The 18,112-nt window shown below is 71.3% G+C and carries 12 protein-coding genes; 3 read left to right on the top strand and 9 right to left on the bottom strand.

Features of this window, described 5'->3' with window-relative positions; genetic code table 11:
- Positions 1-12: 12 nt before the first annotated feature.
- The 3 genes from pyrF to GHC57_RS05270 form a co-directional block, all read right to left on the bottom strand.
- Positions 13-756, bottom strand: coding sequence for an orotidine-5'-phosphate decarboxylase (pyrF, locus tag GHC57_RS05260; protein ID WP_153341906.1), 744 nt, complete (start codon positions 754-756; stop codon positions 13-15).
- Positions 757-848: 92 nt separating this feature from the next.
- Positions 849-1,736 (bottom strand): ABC transporter permease, encoded by an 888-nt coding sequence (locus GHC57_RS05265; RefSeq protein WP_153341908.1) that lies wholly within the window; start codon positions 1,734-1,736, stop codon positions 849-851.
- A complete protein-coding gene (locus GHC57_RS05270) occupies positions 1,733-2,713 on the bottom strand; it encodes an ABC transporter ATP-binding protein (RefSeq protein WP_153341910.1) in 981 nt (326 codons plus the stop codon). The genes GHC57_RS05265 and GHC57_RS05270 overlap by 4 nt, the downstream gene beginning before the upstream one ends.
- Positions 2,714-3,091: 378 nt before the next feature.
- Here GHC57_RS05270 and GHC57_RS05275 point away from each other — a divergent pair, with 378 nt between their 5' ends.
- The 3 genes from GHC57_RS05275 (at position 3,092) to GHC57_RS05285 (ending at position 7,155) form a co-directional block, all read left to right on the top strand.
- A complete protein-coding gene (locus tag GHC57_RS05275; RefSeq protein ID WP_153341912.1) occupies positions 3,092-3,649 on the top strand; it encodes a fasciclin domain-containing protein in 558 nt (185 codons plus the stop codon).
- A 292-nt stretch (positions 3,650-3,941) separates the two neighbouring features.
- Entirely contained in the window at positions 3,942-5,807 is a 1,866-nt protein-coding gene (locus GHC57_RS05280) for a monovalent cation:proton antiporter-2 (CPA2) family protein (RefSeq protein ID WP_170294692.1), read from the top strand.
- A 112-nt stretch (positions 5,808-5,919) separates the two neighbouring features.
- Entirely contained in the window at positions 5,920-7,155 is a 1,236-nt protein-coding gene (locus GHC57_RS05285) for an EndoU domain-containing protein (protein WP_153341916.1), read from the top strand.
- Positions 7,156-7,363: 208 nt separating this feature from the next.
- On the opposite strand, the gene GHC57_RS05290 is transcribed toward GHC57_RS05285, so the two are convergent.
- From GHC57_RS05290 to tssM, 6 genes are all read right to left on the bottom strand, one after another.
- Positions 7,364-8,620, bottom strand: a complete 1,257-nt coding sequence (locus GHC57_RS05290; RefSeq protein ID WP_153341918.1) for a glycosyltransferase family 4 protein — start codon at positions 8,618-8,620, stop codon at positions 7,364-7,366.
- Positions 8,610-10,004 carry an undecaprenyl-phosphate glucose phosphotransferase gene (locus GHC57_RS05295; RefSeq protein ID WP_170294693.1) on the bottom strand — a complete coding sequence of 465 codons (1,395 nt, stop codon included), beginning with the start codon at positions 10,002-10,004 and terminating at the stop codon, positions 8,610-8,612. The genes GHC57_RS05290 and GHC57_RS05295 overlap by 11 nt, the downstream gene beginning before the upstream one ends.
- 485 nt (positions 10,005-10,489) lie before the next feature.
- On the bottom strand, positions 10,490-12,043 hold the full coding sequence (locus GHC57_RS05300) for a methyltransferase regulatory domain-containing protein (protein WP_170294694.1): 1,554 nt from the start codon (positions 12,041-12,043) through the stop codon (positions 10,490-10,492).
- Positions 12,040-13,623, bottom strand: coding sequence for a class I SAM-dependent methyltransferase (locus GHC57_RS05305; protein ID WP_153341924.1), 1,584 nt, complete (start codon positions 13,621-13,623; stop codon positions 12,040-12,042). The genes GHC57_RS05300 and GHC57_RS05305 overlap by 4 nt, the downstream gene beginning before the upstream one ends.
- Positions 13,610-14,383 (bottom strand): type VI secretion system-associated protein TagF, encoded by a 774-nt coding sequence (gene tagF / locus GHC57_RS05310; protein WP_153341926.1) that lies wholly within the window; start codon positions 14,381-14,383, stop codon positions 13,610-13,612. Before tagF ends, GHC57_RS05305 begins: the two co-directional genes overlap by 14 nt.
- Positions 14,384-18,088: a type VI secretion system membrane subunit TssM gene (tssM, locus tag GHC57_RS05315; protein WP_153341928.1), complete on the bottom strand. Its 3,705-nt coding sequence runs from the start codon at positions 18,086-18,088 to the stop codon at positions 14,384-14,386.
- Positions 18,089-18,112: the final 24 nt, after the last annotated feature.

The following is an 18,112-nucleotide window of genomic DNA, read 5'->3' on the forward strand; positions in this document are numbered from 1 at the left end:
GCGGGTCCTCCGTCACGCCGCCAGATCGTCGAGCACGCGCCGGGCCGCCGCGCCCGGATCGGGCGCGCCGGTCACCGGGCGGCCCACCACCAGATGGCTGGCCCCGGCGGCGCGGGCATCGGCGGGCGTCATGATGCGCTTCTGGTCGCCCGCCGCGGCGGCCCAGGCGGGGCGCACGCCGGGTGTCACCAGCAGCGGGTCGGGCCCCAGATCGGCGCGCAGCACGGCGGCCTCGTGCGCCGAGCACACTACGCCGTCCAGGCCGGACTCGACCGTCAGCGCGGCGAGGCGGCGCACCTGATCGGCGGCCGCGCCGGTCACCCCGGTGGCGGCAAGGTCCGCGTCGTCCAGGCTGGTCAGCACCGTCACGGCGATGACGCGCGGACGCGGCTGGCCCAGGCGGTGGGCGGCGTCGCCGGCGGCGTCGAGGGCCGCCCGCATCATGGCCGCGCCGCCGGCCGCGTGCACATTCACGATCGCCGGGGCCAGCGGCGCCACCGCGCGCACGGCCCCGGCCACGGTGTTGGGGATGTCGTGGAACTTCAGGTCCAGGAACAGCGCCGGGTCCGCGCCGGCCGCCGCCGCCGCGTCCGTCACCGTCCGCACGCCGTCGGGGCCGTGGGCGCAGAAGGCCTCAAGACCCAGCTTGAGGCCGCAGCCGGCCGCCGAGACGGCCCGCGCCCAGGCCTGCGCCTGGGACAGGTCGGCGGTATCCAGCGCGACAAGGACGGGCGGCACGGGGCGGACGGAGGACATGGCGGCACGCCGGATCAGGGGGGAGACGATCGCCGGCTTTTACACCATGCCCGCCTCGCCCGAAAGGGGTGTCCCCACCCCGTGTGGCGGTTTCACCCGGCCGAAACCACGCCCTTGTCGCGCCGGCTGACCCGCAAGGCGGCCAGGATCAGGCAGCCCACCACCCAGACCAGCACGACGGCGAACGACAGCAGATAGCCGCCCTGAGCGAACAGGGTCATCGGATCGGCGTAGAACGGCGCCCGCAGGATGGTCATCGCGTGGGTGACCGGATTGACCATCATGATGCCGTGCAGCCAGCCCGGCACGCCCTCGATCGGGAAGAAGGCCCCCGACAGCACCCACATGGGCATCATGATGACCATCATGATGGCATGGAACCCGGCGGTGGACTTCATGCCCCAGGCGAACAGGAACCCCAGCCCGGTGAACCCCAGCGAGATCAGCACCAGCGTCACCGCCAGCAGCACGGCCCCGCCCAGCCCCACCGTCATGCCGACAAAGGGTGCGGCGGCGAGCAGAATCGCGGTCTGGAACAGGGCCACCATGGAGGCGCCGCCCACCTTGCCCAGCACGATGCCCAGGCGCGGCACCGGCGCGACTAGCACACCCTGCAGGAAGCCCTGGTCGCGATCCTCGATGATGGTGATCGACGCGAACACCGACGCGAACAGGATCAGCATCATCAGAACACCGGGATAGAAATACTCCAGGTAGGTCATGCCCTCCAGGCCGGGGGCATTGAAGCTGGGGGTCAGGCCGGCGCCCAGCAGCAGCCAGAATATGAGCGGCTGGCCGATGGATCCGATCACCCGGTGCGGCTGGCGGATGAAGCGCGTGAACTCGCGCCGGGCCAGGGCCGCGCCCACGGACCACAGGGCGGCGCCGGCCGCTTCGGGCACCGCGCCGTCGTCGGAACGGGAAACGGCGGCGCCGGTCTCGGACGCGTGGGGCGTGTGGGCCTTGCCGGCGACGGTCATGCGGCGGTCTCCTGGGACTCCGGGGCGCCGACGCGACGAGCGGCGCGGGCCTCGGCGGTGACATGAATGAAGACGTCCTCAAGGGCCGGCTGCTTGACCGTGATCCCGCGCACGAGGTCACGGTAGCCGGCCAGCACCCGCTCCAGCAGCACCACGGCGTCGATGCCCGACGGGAACTCGTCCACCCGCAGCTCGTCGCCGTGGCGGATGGCGCCCAGCCCCATGTCGTCGCGCAGACGGGCGGCCAGCGTGTCCGGCTCCGGGCTGTCGATCACAAGGACGTCGCCGGACAGGCGGGCGCGCAGGGCCTGGGGCGTGTCGTAGGCCAGCAGGCGGCCCTCGGCCATGATGGCGACGCTGTCCACATCCTCGGCCTCGCTGAAGATATGGCTGGTCATCAGCACCGTCATCCCCCGTTCGCGCCGCAGGCGGGTCAGCGCGGACAGAAAACTGCGGCGGCTGGCCGGGTCGAGGCCCGTCGTGGGCTCGTCGAGCAGCAGCAGGCGCGGCCGCGTGAGCAGGCACTTGGCCAGCTCGACCTGACGCGCCAGACCGCCCGACAGCGTGTCCACCCGGTCGCCCAGGCGGCCCGTGAGGTCGGTCCAGGCCAGCGCCTCGTCCAGGCGCGCCCGGAAGGCACTGCCTTTGAGGCCGTACAGGGCCCCGTGGATCATCAGGTTTTCCTGCACGCTCAGGTGTTTGTCCACGGCCGGGCTCTGGAACACCACGCCCATGAGCGCGCGGGCCGAGGCCGGATCGGCCAACAGATCGCGGCCGCCGATCAGAACGCGCCCCCGGCTGGGACGCGCGAGCCCGCACAGGATGCGGAACAGGGTGCTCTTTCCGCTGCCGTTCGGGCCGGACAGGATGGTGAACCGGCCGTCCGGCACATGAAGGGTCAGATCGGATACCGCCGTGCGGGGCGACTGGCGCCGGCCGCCGGGATAGACGTGGGTCAGGTCCTCGATACGGATCATGGCATGATGGCCCTGCCCGTCGGGGCGGGGCGCGCTCCCTGCTGGCGCGCGCGGGCCGCGCGCGGCGTTCATGCGGCCGGCCCGGGCATGGCCTGGCAAGGTGTGCCCACGACCGGCGCAAGGGCCTTCTTTTAAGGCACCGCCCCGGGCGGGGTAAACCCCGAGCGAGTTGGGGACATGGCGCAAACGGGGCCCGGGACCGTATCCGACCCCACAGGTCGGTTTTTTGCCCACCCCCGTGATCCGCGATCAGAATGCGCCCGTAACGAGAAGCAACAATCGGTGACCGGAAAGCCAATCCGGCGCCACCCAGGGGATGTCTCCGGTCTTTGTTCCGTCAGGACCCGTCCAACCATCGTCGAAAGGACTCCCACCCCCATGACCAGCACGCTCTTCCCCCGCTCTCTTGTTGCCGCCGGCGCCCTCGCCACGGCGACCGTCTTCGGCGCCGGCGTCGCCCTGGCCGGCGGCTCCGGTTACGGCACCGCTGCCTCGGGGGCCCAGGTGGCGTCCGCCGCAAGCTCCATGGACATCGTGGATCGCGCCGTGGACGCCAAGGCCTTCACCACACTGGTGGCCGCCGTCTCCGAAGCCGGACTGGTCGAGACCCTGAAGGGCGAGGGTCCGTTCACCGTGTTCGCCCCCAACGACGCCGCGTTCGCCAAGCTGCCCGCCGGCACCGTCGAGGACCTGCTGAAGCCCGAGAACCGCGAAACCCTGACCACCATTCTCACCTATCATGTGGTGCCGGGCAAGGTGACCAGCGGCGACATCGCGGGCCAGGCCCTTGAGGCCGACACCGTCGCCGGCATTCCGCTGTCGATCGATGCCACCGGCTCCGGCGTCATGGTCGGCGGCGCCACCGTCACCACCGCCGACGTGATGGCCAGCAACGGCGTCATCCACGTCATCGACACCGTGCTGCTGCCGAACTGATCGCACGCGCGCTGTCCCCCTGATTGGGAGACGCGGCCCCTGCGTGCCGCGCCTCCCTTGGCTCCCCACCACGCTCCGCATGGAACCGACCCCCTCCAGTTCCTTGGGGCGTGGTCACTTGACCGGCCGGATCCGCTCCGGCCGGTCCTTTTTTTTGTCCGCAAACGGTCACGGCGTCGCCGGCCGGTCCGGGCCGGTAAAGGGTGGCAGCCGGCGACTCAGGAAGGTAGTCTCTGGGGAGGAGGGTCCCTCCTCCCGTGCGCCCGCCCTTCCGGACCAGGAGCCGTTGCCCTTGAGCCACGTTTCAGCCCTCGATGTTCTTGCCCTGCTGGCCGGCGCCGTCCTGTGCGTCACCATTTGCCAGCGTCTCGGCCTGGGATCGGTCCTCGGCTATCTGGTGGCCGGCCTGCTGATCGGCCCCTGGGGCCTGGGCATGTTCACCGAGGGCGAGGACCTGCTCCACTTCGCCGAACTGGGCGTGGTGTTCCTGCTGTTCGTGATCGGCATCGAGTTGAAGCCGGCCCGCCTGTGGGTCCTGCGCAAGGATGTGTTCGGGCTGGGCACCGCGCAGCTTGGGGGGACGGGCGTCCTGCTCGCCGCGCTGGCCTGGCTGTTCGGCCTGTCGGTTCCGGCGTCCATCGTGGTCGGGTTCGGCCTGGCCCTGTCCTCGACGGCGATCGGCCTGCAGATCCTGGCCGACCGGGGCGAATTCGGCCGCCGCCACGGCCGCGCCGCGTTCGGGATTCTGCTGTTCCAGGACTTGGCCGTGGTGCCGCTGCTGGTCCTGGTCTCCCTGCTGTCGCCCGGACCCGACGTGGAGAGCTGGCAGGACACCGCGCTGCAGGTGGGCATGGCGCTGGGCGCGATTGCCCTGGTGATCGTGGCCGGGCATTACCTGCTCAGCACGCTCTATCGGGCCGTGGCCGATGCCCGCAACCATGAGGTCTTCGCCGCCCTGAGCGTGCTGATCGTGCTGGGCGTGGCCTTCCTGATGCAGGAAGTCGGGCTGTCCATGGCCATGGGCGCCTTCCTGGCCGGCCTGCTGATGGCGGAATCCGAGTTCCGGCACCAGGTGATGGCCGACATCGAGCCGTTCCGGGGCTTCCTGCTCGGTCTGTTCTTCATGGCCGTCGGCATGAGCATCGACGTCGGCGCGGCCATGGACAACGGGCTGCTGGTGGCCGGACTGGTGGCCGGGCTGCTGGGTCTCAAGGGGGCGATCCTGCTCGGCCTGGGCTGGGGCATGGGGATCGGCCGCGACAACGCCATCCGCGTCGCCGTGCTGCTGTGCCAGGGCGGCGAGTTCGGCTTCGTGCTGTTCACCCTGGCGTCTCAGACCGGCCTGATCGATCTGGCCACCACCCAACTGCTGATCCTGGTCATCTCGCTGACCATGGCCCTGACCCCGCTGATGGTGAAGCTGCTGCCCCACCTGCTGCCCAGCAAGCCGGAACGGGCGCTGTCGGGCCTCGGCCCGCGCCCGGCGGAGCGCCAGCCCTCCAGCGGCGGCCACGTCATCATCGCCGGCTATGGCCGGGTCGGGCAGATCGTGGTCCGGATGCTGGAGGCGACCGGCACCCCCTATCGCGCGCTCGACCTGCACGCCCAGCGCGTCGCCCAGGCGCGGCGAACCGGCCAGGACGTCTACTACGGCGATGCCAGCCGGGCCGAGGTGCTGCGCGCCGCTGGTCTGGACGAAGCCCGCGCCGTCATCGTCACCCTGGATCAGGCCGAGACCGCCGAGCGCGCCGTGGATGCCGTGCGGCGCATGAACCCGGCCATCCCCGTTTTCGCCCGGGCCCGCGACCCGGCCCATGTGGCCGATCTGGTGCGGCACGGCGTGACCGGCAGTGTGGCCGAGGCGCTGGAATCGAGCCTCCAGCTCGGGGCGATGTATCTGCGCGACACCCGCGAGCACAGCGCGGACCGGGTGCAGCGGCTGGTGGAATCCCTGCGCGACGATTGCGCGGCGACCGGGCAGAACATTCCCACGCCCCCCACCACGGTGGACGATCCGGGCGCGGGCAGCGCCGCCCGCCCGGCCGTGCCCGTTCCGGGCGCCGCCGCCGGAACCGACACGGCCGCGCCGCCCCGCGCCGCCTATCCCCCGCCGCAGCACCAGCCGCGCCCGACCCACACGGGTCCGGACGTGGCCTGACGCCGGCCCGCCCGGGGTATCGTTCCATCGCCCCCCAACCGCCGCAAAGCCGCCACGGTTGCGGGTATCCTGACCCGCATCCCTCCGACCAGACCAGCGAGGACCGCACACCATGCCGCCCCTGCATCGCGTCCCGTTCGCCCGCGCCGCCCGCATGGCCGCCCTTCCGGCCGTGCTCGCGCTCGGCGTCGCCCTGGCGGGCCCGTTCTCCGCGTCCGCCCGCGCCGCCGTGGCCATCGAGGGCACCTTCACCGCCCGCGCCGAGTGCCCCGGCTATCAGAGCTTCAACGCCGGCACCAATCCGGGGATGGTCGTCCTGACGCCGGGCACGGTGTACGGGGCCTTCGAGATCAACAGGCCAGACGGCGCGTGGATTCGCCTGCGCGTGCCCGGAGCCGAGCCGCTGGAACGCTGGGTCGCGCGCGAATGCGGCCGTCTGCAGCTTTACGACCGGGGCCCCGAGACCTCTGACACCACCGCGCCCGTGGACCCGGGCGCCGACCCTGCCTCCGGCGACCTGCAGGTGACGCCCCTGCCCGCGCCCGGCGAGACGGCCGACCTGGACGCCACGCCGGAGGCCGCGCCGGCGGCCCGCCCCGGCGATCCGCCGCCCGACCTGCTCACGACGCTGACCACCGGCACGCTGATCTCGCGGTCCTCGACCGCCTATCCCTGGTACTTCGACCGCATCGACCGGGGCGCGGACGACCCGACCCCGCCGCCGCCCATGCTGGGCGAGGTGGACGCGGACGTGCTTGAGCTGTGCGGCGACTGGGGCGCCCCCGTCGCCCGCGGCGCCTTCGAAGGCTTTCTGGAGGCGCGGCCGGGCCTGCGGGCCTCGCTGCTGGCCACGCTGCAGACGGATGACGTGACGAAGCTTGTGGACGCCTGGTTCGCCGAGGGCGGCTTCCGCCACATCTTCTGCGGCGAGCCGGACCAGCGCGACGGCTCCCGCTGGAAGCTGGGCGGCATGCACTACATGGGCCGCTATGCCCAGGCGCAGTTGAACGGCTGGGCCGGCCGACTGGAAGGCGGCTGCGCCATCGAGGAGACCGCGCCACCCATCTACACCGCCGGCACTCAGTTCCGCGCGCCGGACGGCAGCACCGGCATCAAGTGCATCAACGGCTATGCCCTGGGCCTGACCGCGTCGGACATCCTGTTCGAGGTCACCAAGGCCTATCGGGACTCGCGGACCACGCTGTCGTCGGGAACCGGAGCCTGCCGGGCGCGCATCCTGGACAACGGCAACGCCTACGAGGCCGTGTTCGTGGTCCGCTCGGACGCCATCGTGACGTTCTACCCGGACGCCACGCCGGACGAGAGCCTGCGCTACTGCGCGGAGTGATACCGGCCGACGGAAAGGTTCATCCTTTTCGTCGGCTGGCCGGCCCGACTGGGCCGGCGCCCTCGGCGCCGCATCGCGGCGCCGTTCTACAGATGGCCGCCCAAGGGCGGCCGGGGGCGGCGGAGCCGCGCGCCCCGAAGGGGCGCTGCGGCGAACAAAACAAAGACTCATCCTGACGGGACGCCGCGGCGACCCTGTGTCGAAAGAGTCATCCGCATCGTTGTGCGGTATGACCCAGCACGGCCGCGCGGTAGGCCGCGCGGCAGGCCGCCTTGCCGGCCGTGGCCTCCACATAGGCGCGGCCGTTGCGGCCCAGCCGGGCGCGCTCCGCCGGAGCGTCGATCAGCGCCTGGACCGCATCGGCCAGCGCCGCCCCGTCCTCGGGCGGGCAGATCACGAACGCATCGGCGGCCTTGCGGATCCCGTCCATGGGCGAGCCCGCCACCGCCGTGCACACGAACGGCCGCCCCGCCGCCATGATCGCATAGATCTTGCTCGGCACGGCGAAGGCCGCGCCCGCCGGATCCTGCGGCACCAGATGGACATGCCCGGCGGCCATGCCCTCCGCCAACGCCTCGGGCGGACAGAAGGGCTCGAACCGCACCACGGCGTCCAGGCCGCGCGCCGTGGCGTGGTCCATCAGGGTGGCCTTGTAATTGCCGTCGCCGCGAATGACCACCTGGGCCGGAAGCGCCCGATCCCGGATGGCCTCGGCCATGCCCAGAAGCTGATCGAGCCCCTGTTTGCGGCCCACGTTGCCGCTGTAGAGCAGCGTGACAGGTCCGGCGGGCTCCGGCCGGGGCCGGATCCGATCGTCGTCGATGGTGGGCGGCACGATGCGCACCGGGGTGCGCACGCCCAGGTCCCGCAGGGTCTCGGTCATTGCGGGCGAGAGCGTGATGATCTCATCCATCCGGTTCAGCGCCGCCCGCTCCACCCGCCGCAGCAGCCAGAGCACGGCCCCGGACGACGCCAGCTTCAACGAGGCCGCCAGCCCCGATTGCACGTCGTGGACCACGGCGACCCGGCGGATCCGGCGCGGCAGGGCCGCCGCCACCGCGACCACCGTCAGGATGGACGGGCAGACGGCCACCACGGTCATGGCGTCGCGATGCGTGCTGCGGCGTCTCAAGCGGGCCCACAGGCGCGCCGCGAACAGCAGCTCCGGCCCCAGCCGGGCGCGGATACCCGCGCCCTTGGGCGGCGGCATGGGCAGGCGGCGGATGGTCACGCCGGTGTGGGTCTCGTCGTCCCGGCGACCGTCCCGCCAGTCCGCGAGGACCTCTCGGTGCGGATAGAACGGGCGCGCGCAGTGAACGGTGACGGACCCCACGGCGGGATCGGCGGCCAGGATCTCGGCCATCTGCTGCACCGGCGGCGCGCTGCCGGCCACCTCCGGCCAGTACCACTGCGACGCGATGAGAACGCCCCGCCGGCCGCCGGGGTGGTCGCCGTCAGTAGGCATTGTCGTCCCCCCGCACGATCTGGACCGCCGTCTTCAGAATAATCACCAAGTCCAGATAGAGGCTCCAGTTCTCCACGTAGTACAGGTCGTGCTCCACGCGGGCGATGATCTTGTCCTCGGTGTCCGTGTTGCCGCGCAGGCCGTGGCACTGCGCCCAGCCGGTGATGCCCGGCTTCACCTGGTGCCGGCTGGCGTAGGGGGCCACGACCTCTTCATACAACCGCCCGCCCGCCTTGGCTTCGACGGCATGGGGGCGCGGGCCGACCACGGACATGGTGCCCTGGATCACGTTGAAGAGCTGGGGCAGCTCATCGATGCTGGTGCGGCGGATGAAGGCCCCCACCCGGGTCACGCGGGCGTCGTTCACCTGCGTCAGGGTGGCGGCCCCGGGGTCGGTCTTGTCCTGATACATGGAGCGGAACTTGTAGACCGGGATCAGGTTGTTGCTGAAGCCGTAGCGCTTCTGCACGAACAGCACCGACCCCCGGGATTCCAGCCGGATCGCCAGCGCCGTCAGCGCCAGCAGCGGACTGAGCAGGATCAGGGCCGGGACGGCGATCGCCAGGTCCTCGGCCCGTTTGATGACCGCGTTCCAGTCGCTGATCGGCCGGTCCTTCAGGCTGAGCACGTGCATGCCGCCGATGCGGTAGACCGGACGGTCCGCAAAGCGCAGCCCCAGACAGTCCGGCGCCATGTAGATGTCCACCGGCCACATGGCAAAGGCCTGGACCAGGCCCGCGATCCGCTGATAGGCGCTCCAGGGCAAGGCCAGGATGATGAGGTCAATGGCCCCGGTGCGCACCAGATCCTCGATCCGCGAGGTATCCCCCAGCACCGGCAGCCCCCCGACCACCGGATCGGTCCGCTCCATGCGGTCGTCCAGGAACCCGATGACGTCGATGCCCTGGCTGCCGAACTTGCGGAAGTGGGCCAGCACATCGCGGCCGATCTCGCCGGCGCCCACGATGACAGCCTTGCGGGCGGCATAGCCGCGTCGCTCCGCGAAGCCGAAGTAACCCATCAGGACGGCGCGGCTGACCACGATGTAGGCCATGAACGACAGGACCCACGAGACCCCCCAGAGCCGGGAATAGTAGTTCGTCGTCTTGAGCGCGAAGGCGATCAGCAGCCCGGCGCCGAAGGCGAACAGCACGGCCCAGAACGTGGGCGCCATCCGCGCGGCGTTGAGGCGGAAGAAACGCCAGTCATAGAGCTTCAGCACCGTGGCCTGGGTCACGAAGGCTGCGGCCACGGCGAACACCATGCCCACGTAGTAGAGCAGGAACCCGTCAAAGATCCCGTAGACGTGATAGAGCCCCAGCCCGGCCCCGCACAGCACCACCAGGTCGGCACAGAACACGATAAAGTGCAGGGACCGCAGCATGCCGGGACGGGACCGGGCGGATCCGACGGGACGGGTCCCCGGTCCCGGGGCCCGATGGGAATCGGTCATCGTGCAACTTTCTGTCTTGTCCACGGCCAAAGGCACCATGAAGACGCCGGAGGCGCCGCCGCGTTTCTCCGCGCGACACTCTGGTCCTGATCGGCGATGACCCGGACGCATCCGTCTCATCGCCTTCGCGGTGCGAGTCCCAGCTTAAAGCCGCGCCGGTGCGGGGGCAATGCGATGGACCGCGCACCAAGTCCACGGGCCCAGGTTCCCATGACGGCTCTTCCCGCACTGCCTGCGCACGCCTCTCGAGATCCCTCGTCTCGCTTCGCTCACTCGGGATGACATCCTAAAATTATAGGATGTCATCCTGAAGCCGCGAAGCGGCTGAAGGACCTCGAGCGCAAGTCTCCAAACCGCTGCAAAGACCTGGAAGAGCGATCCCGGTAACCTGAGCCCGTCGCCCTGACCGCGCGCCATCAGCCCCCGGGCAGCATGCCCAGGCCGCGCCACAGCGGCAGCCGGTCGGGCCGCAGGCCCTGCAGGGCGCCCGAGAGGATCTCGCGGATGCGGGCCGGATCCTCGATGCGCTCGCCCCTGTGGATCAGGCTTTCTCTGTCCGCCTGGAAGGGCGCCCAGATGTGCTCCACCAGCGCGGCGGTGTCGTCGGGCGAGACGCCGGACCACAGGGCATCCAGCGTCATGGCCTCCAGCCCCGCCACCGGGATCTCGGTCCCGACGCGGGGCGCGGGCACGGTCGCCTGGGTGCCGAGCCCGGACTCCCGCACCGCGGCGGCGGCCAGCGCAACGCCCCGGCCGACCACCGCCATGATCTCCGGCCCGGGCGGCGGCAGGCAGGGCCAGGCGAGCCCGCCCGAGACCAGCAGCGCCCCCGCCTCCACCGGCGTTGCGCGCGTGCCGCCCATGGGTCCGGCCATCAGCGCCGATAGCGGCTGCGGGCCGTCGTGCCAGAGCGACAGCGCGGCCTGCCGGTAGGCCTCGGGCAGTTCGATATCCCCGGCCGGCGCGCGCAGCGACAGCCCGGCCTCGGTCGGATTGCACGCCGCACAGAACGTCTGCGCCGCCAGCGCCTGCGCGCGGTCCCGCTCGCTCAGGCGGACCAGGCCGCGCATGTACAGGTCCTTGCGCAGGATCCGGTTCAGGAACATGTCGCGCAGGGTCTCGCGCACGTGGGGCACGGCGACGTCGCCCAACGCCTCCGCCTGGGCCGGCGTCAGCATCAGGTCGGGGAAGTTCTCGTGCGGCATGGCGCTGCCGGCGTAGGTCAGGCCGATGGACATCATGTCCTGGGCCACCTCGCTGTGATACAGCGCCGACCAGGTCTCGTTCATGTACTCGTGGACCAGATAGGCGGGGTCGGCGTCGCGGATCTTCTGGAACAGGTCGTTCAACAGCCCCTCGCCGCTCAGATGCACCGCCCCGGCCGCACGCAGGGCCTCCACCCGGGCGATGGCGTCCTGAAGCCGCGCGTCGCTGCGGCCCACGGACAGGCGCGCGGCCTCCAGCAGCGCGCGTTGCAGCACGCCCATCTGGCCGGACCCCGGCATGGCGTTGTAGCTGAGGTAGATCAGGCCCCCGGCGCGCATTCCCGTGCGCAGCAGCTCGCGCATGGCGGCCTTCACCGGCGCGCCGACCCAGCCGTAGACCCCGTGGATCACGACCAGATCCGCCTGCGGCAGGGCATCGGGCGTGGCCGCCAGATCCACGACATCGGCGTCCAGCAGGTCGATGTTGCGCAGGCCCAGATCCGCGGCCCGCCGGCGGGCCCGCGCGATGTGGGCCGGGTTGTAGTCCACGCCGACGAAGCGGCAGTCCGGATGCGCGACGGCGGCCGAGATCACGCCGTTGCCGTAGCCGCAGCCCAGTTCCCAGACCACGGACCCCGACCCCAGCGGCGGACTGTCCACCCCCGCAATCAAGGCGGACAAACGCAGATTGATCGGGGACAGCGCGGGATAGGCCCCGGCCGTGTACGGAATATCCCTGACGTAACCGTCCTGATGCGTCGTCACGCGCCGTCCCCCTGCGTGGCCATGGTCGGTCCCGACGGAGGCAGCATCCCGAGCCCCCGCCACAATGGAAACCGGGTGTCCTGAAGCCCCGTCATGATCTCGGTCAGCAGGGCGCGACAGCGCCCCGGCTCCTGGATCCGCTCTCCCTTGTGCACCAGCGACTCGCCGGCGGCCTCCATGGGCGCCCAGACGTGCGCGGCGAGCGCCGACGCCTCCGCCTGCACGCCGCTCCAAAGGCCCTCCAGGACCCGCGCTTCCAGACCGCCGACGGGCACATCCGTACCGACGGCGGGGGCCGGGATCATGCCGTTGTGGTGCAGGCCGATCGCCCGCACCTCGGCCCCGAGCTCCAGCACCGCGCGTTTCATCGCCGCGAGCGTCTCCGGCGCGCGGTCCGGGCGACAGGGCCAGGCGATCCCGCTTGCGACGAGCAGGGCCGCCGCCTCGCGCGGCACCGGCTTGACCGGCGCCAGAGGCCCGGCCAGCAGGGCGCCCAGCGGGCGCGGTCCCTCCCGCCAGAGCACCCGCGCGGCCTCCCCATAGGCGTCCGGCAGGGTCACCGAACCCGCCGGCCAGGAGAGCGTGAGGGTGACCGCATCGGGGTGGACCCGGCTGCAGAACCAGGTGTCCCACAGCAATCGGTCGCGCTGCGCCTCGCCCAGTGGGCGCGGCCCCCGCACGAACAGGTCCCGGCGCAGGATGCGGCGCACGAACAGGTCCACGATGGTCTCGCGGACGGAGGACAGGGGCACATCCTCGATCATCTTCATCTGCGCCGGCGTCAGCAGCGAGGCCCGGAAGTTCTCGTGCGGGACGGCGCTGCCCACGTAGGTCAGGCGGGCGTCCTCCAGGTCGGCGGCCACCTGACTGTGGAACAGCGCCGCCCAGCCCTCGTTCAGATACTCGTGAACCAGTTCATGCCCGGCGCCGCGCTTCAGACGCTCGACCTGCCGGGCGATGTCGTCGGTGGCGTTCAGGTGGTGGGCGCCCGCGGTCTTCAGCCGGTCCAGGTGGTCGGCGGCCTCCTTGATCCGCAGATCGCTGCGGCCGACCGACAGCCGGGACAGTTCCAGGACCGTCCGCTGCGCCACGGCCATCGCGCCCGCCCCGGGCATGGAATTGTAGCTGACGTAGACCAGCCCGCCGGGGCGGACGCCCCAGGCCAGCAGGCGGCGCACGGCGGCCCGGATCGGCTCGCCGACCCAGCTATAAAGGCCGTGCAGGACAGCGACGTCGCACGACGGCAGGGACCCCGGCCGGTCGGCCAGGTCCACCAGATCCGCGTCGAGAAGCTCGATGTTGCGCAGGCCCAGGGTCTCGATGCGCTCGTGGCCGCCGGCGATGTGAGCCGGGTTGTAGTCCACGCCGACGAAGCGGCACGCCGGATGCGCCACGGCGGCGGCGATCAGCGAGTTGCCGTACCCGCAGCCCAGCTCCCACACCACGGACCCGGGGCGCAGCGGCGCGCCGTCCACCCCCGCCACCAGCGCCGCGAGCCGCAGGTTGACCGGGGCCAGGTCCGGAAACGCCTTGGCCGAGTACGCCACATCCGAGACGTACCCGTCGTCACCCCCCGTCATGATGCTCGAGCCCCGCTCCGTTGGTCCGCCCCGCGAACGGCGGCGCCACGTCCTCGTCGGTCCAGCCGCGGGCCGCCCAGGCCCCGTCGAAGAACGACACGGCGGCGGAGGGCCGGGGCCACCCCGTCACGCGCACAAGACCGGGTCCCACGTGCTCGGATCCCTCGGTCCACCACAGGCCGCCGTCGCCGTCCACCGGCAGGGGGACGCCTCGATCGAGCAGATCGGCGATGGCCGCCGCCGCCGCGCCCACGCCCTCGCCGCCCAGCGGCACCCAGGTGCCCGGCTGCCCCGGTCCGGGGGACGGTCGCGTTGCCACCGGGGGCCAGGCCCATTCCAGGTCGTGCAGGGCCTCTTCCAGGTCCTCGGCGGTCAGGGGCTGATCCGCCTCCAGCACGGCCAGGGCGAGGTCCTCCAGGGCGTCCAGGAGCGGGCGTCCGTCGCGCAGCACGGCGGCCAGCGAGGGCAGATCGTCCACGGGCGCGGCCAGCATCAAGGGAAAATAGCGCCCCACCCGGTCCACGCTGGGCACCACCACGCCCGTCTGCGCCCGCCCGGAGATGCCGGCCCCGAGCGCGAAGCGCCAGACCGGGCCCGTCAAATAGGTCTCCAGCCAGGTCTCCTCGCCCAGGTCGTCACGCAGCGCCGACATCAACCGACCCAACCAGGTGTCCCACGCTTCGGCCACCTGATGATCCAGCCCCCGGCGCACAAAGTCCCCATGCGCCGGCAGCTTGCCGTGAAACCCGATCGTTCCCATTCACAGACTGCCGGGACAGCGGAAGGCCTTCAGCTCCCGCAGGTTGAAGGGATTCATGACGCTGCCCGCGCGAATCTCGAATATGGCGGACAGCCCCCCGGTGGACCACTGCACCCGGAACCGATCGCCCGTGCCGCCGTCCAGCCGCTGGCCCTGGTCGAGCAGACGGAAGAACGCCCAGGGGCCGGCGAACCCGGAGATGGAGGGCAGACCCGGCGCGTTGCTCTGGAACGACACCCGGGTCTGGCTCCCGGTGCCCGGCCAGGTCAGACGCGAGGTCAGCACGGGCCCATGGGCGTAGTTGACCTGCTGGCCGTCGATCTCCAGCACCACGCTGTTGGCGTTGGCGTCCAGGGACACGGGCGTGACCTCGAACGGCACGTTCAACTGGGCGCCGCCGGTCGGGAAGAACGCGTCGCGGATGGCCGCCGCGCGCTCGAACTGGGCCAGCGCGCCGCGTGACAGACCAACGTCGATGCCGTTGTACCGGCGGCTGCGCCATGGCTTGCGGCCCATGTCCACATAGGGCAGCAGGTTCTGCCGGAAGAAGCCGTCGATCAGTCCGTTCGGCGAGAACAGCCGCACGAAGTCCGCCGTCGCCACGTCGGACCCGCTGCCCGAGGCGAACGGATAGCGGTTGTTCAGGGCCTGCTGACACAGGGGCAGGACGTCCGCCTTCCAGGCCGTATCGAGTCCGTCCTTGGTGCTGCTGACGGCGATGGACTGCCCGCCGGAGGCGATATGCTCCAGCCAGCCGGCCAGGGGCGCCGGCACCTGGGTCGCCTCGGTCCCCAGCCGCTGGACGGCATCCACACCGCCACCCCCGCCGCCACCGCCGCCCCCGCCGATGACGCCGGCCAGCCCGCCGCCGCCGTCGGAGACACGGCGCAACTCGTTGTAGGCCTCGCCAAGCTGGCGGATCAGGTTTTCGACGGGCGCGGTGCCGCCGTCCATGGCCAGAACATACTCGTGCAACTGCCGGAAGCGGTCGTTGACGAACTGGCCGGGCAAGGCGCGTTCGCTGGCGGCGCCGGTTCCGCCGGCGCCCCCGCCGCCGCCCGTAAAGCTGCTGTCCGAGAAGATGCCGGCCAGCCGCTCCACCACGGAGACGGTGTTGGTGCCGATGCCGAAGGTCTGGCCCACGTTCCGGACCTCGCCGGCCGCCGACTCGATGGTCTCGGCGTTCTGCTGGGCACTGCCGCCGGAGCCCAGGTTGGCCAGCGCGCCCCCCAGCCCGCCTTGCGCCTCGGGCCGGGCGAGCCGGGTCTGCTGCGCGGCCTCGTGCAGCAGGTTGCGCAGGGGCGAATTGGCCCCGGACAGCAGCGCCAGGACCTCGGTCGCATCGCTCGCGGCGTTGAACGGCACCAGTTCGATGTCGGACAGCAGGCCGTCCCACTGGGCCACATAGTCATCCATGTACAGCGCGGCGAGATCGCGCTCCAGCAACCGGATCTGGGCGTCGTCGAGGGTGGCGTTCTCGCCCAGCACCCAGCTTTCGGAGGCCACCTCGCGCGAGACGTCCACCAGCGAGGGCAGGAACACCTCGGTGAAGCCCTGATAGGTGTAGAAGCCGTCGATGCCTTCATCCAGGTCCACGCCGGAGCGCCGCACGAACACCCGGCGCGCCGTCGGCCCGGCGGCGTCCGTGATGCGCCATTCGGGCAGCGCCTTGGCGGCCCGGCTGTTCTTGATGAGGGCATAGGCGCGTTCGGCCAGCGGCTGGCGCTGCAGGATCTCGCGGGTGCGGGTGACCAGCGGCCCGTCGATGGGCATGGTGCGGAGCACGCCCTCGGTCAGCGCCACGATGTGGCCCTCCACCTCGTCGCGCAGCGGCTGGTTGCTCGCCCCCGGGTAGCGACGCGACAGGTCGAAGCGCGCCCACTCGCGGATCAGGGTGGCGTTCACCGGACCCTGGCCGCCGACCATCAGGTACATCTTGAGCAGGCCATACAGGGCCTCGGTCTCGCTGGCCTCGACCAGCATTTCGCGCAGGCGATAGGTCAGGCGGGGCAGCAGCAGGCCGTTCAGCGCCTCCTTGTAGGCGGAGCGGGCCTGCTGGGCCAGCTTGTCGCCCTGGTACAGACCGAAGCCGGACCCGACCGGCGGGTCCTGGTCCCGTTCGGCATAGCCCAGCGGCAGACCGCGCAGGGTGGCCAGCGGCGGCAGGATGGGCCGCAGGTCCGAGGACTCCACCAGCACGGTCTCGCCGTCCGCCGGCATGATCTGCGCCACCTGGGTGCGGTAGGTGTCGATGCCGTCCTGGGTGCGCGCAATCAGGTCGCGGTTGACCAGGGTGCTCCAGGTCCACAACCCCGCCCCGGTCATCAGCACGATCAGCGCGACCGCGATGGCCGTGCCCCGGATCAGCCGCTGCCGGCGCTCCACGGCGCGGTTGCGGCCGACCATGCCGGCTTCCTTGAACAGCACCTCGCGCAGCAGGCGGGTCAGGAAGTAGCTGCGCCCGTCGCCCCGGAACGCGCCGAAGCGGGCCGGGGGCACGCCGAAGCGCCCGGCGAGCCCCGCCATGACGCGGTCGATGGGGGTGCCTTCCTGCGTGCCGCTGGTGAAGTAGACGCCGCGCAGCAGCACGGGTTCCTCGTAGCGGCCGGCGCGGAAGGCTTCTTCCAGCACCTGCATGATGGAATCGCGCAGGGCCGCCACCTGCAACGGCAGGCCGGCCACCAGACCGGCGCGGGCGAAATCGTCTTCCTGGTGCAGCCGGTCGAGGCGACGCTGTTCCAGCCGCTCCAGCAGCAGGTCGAATTCCTCGGGGAACAGATCCAGCGGATCGGTGTCGTCGTCCTTCGCTCGGTCCAGGAAGGGGAAGGTCATGCCCCAGACCTGGGCGCGGTCGTCGCGCCGCATGTCGCCGAAGAACTCCATGAATCCGGCGATCAGATCGGCCTTGGTCAGCATGACATAGACCGGCAGCCGCAGGCCGAGCCGGTCGTACAGCTCCGAAATCCGCTTCTTGATGGACAGGGCGTGGTCGCGCCGCTCCTGCTCGGACGCGGTCATGATGTCGCCGATGCTGATCGCCACGATCAGACCGTTGACGGGCTGGCGCGGGCGCGCCTTGCGCAGGATGTCCAGGAAGCCCTGCCACGCGGCGGCGTCGATGGTGGCGTCGGAATCCTGGGTGGTGTAGCGGCCGGCGGTGTCCAGCAGCACGGCCTCGTCCGTAAACCACCAGTCGCAATTGCGCGTGCCGCCCGCGCCGGACACCTTGGCCTGCTTGGGATCGTTGCCCAGCGGGAAGCCGAGCCCGGAGTTGAGCAGCGCCGTGGTCTTGCCGCTGCCCGGCGGGCCGATGATCATGTACCAGGGCAGTTCGTAGAGATACTGGCGGCCGCTCTTGCCGTCCTTGCGGCGCATGCGCTGCAACTCGCCCAGCGCGCGTTCCAGGTTCTTGCGCAGGGCCTCCACCTCGGGACCGGCATCGCCCCCGGCGGCTGCGTTGCTGGCCACGCCGTCCACAAGCTCCGCCTGGCGCTTGCGCCGCCGCAGCAGGCCCCAGACCACGAACCCGGCCCAGATCATGAGCAGGATCAGCGCGATCAGCAGGCGGGCGGCGATGCCCTCCAGCGGCCGGGCGTCGCCGAAGCCGATCAGCGGCCCGAGGAACAAGACCAGCAGGATCAGGAACAGGGTCCCGATCAGGCCGATGAACCAGCCGCTCTTGAGGATGGAGACGATCTTGCTCACGGTCGGCGTCCGTTCTCAATGGGG

This window comes from Roseospira navarrensis (assembly GCF_009601025.1).
Taxonomy (GTDB): Bacteria; Pseudomonadota; Alphaproteobacteria; order Rhodospirillales; family Rhodospirillaceae; genus Rhodospira; species Rhodospira navarrensis.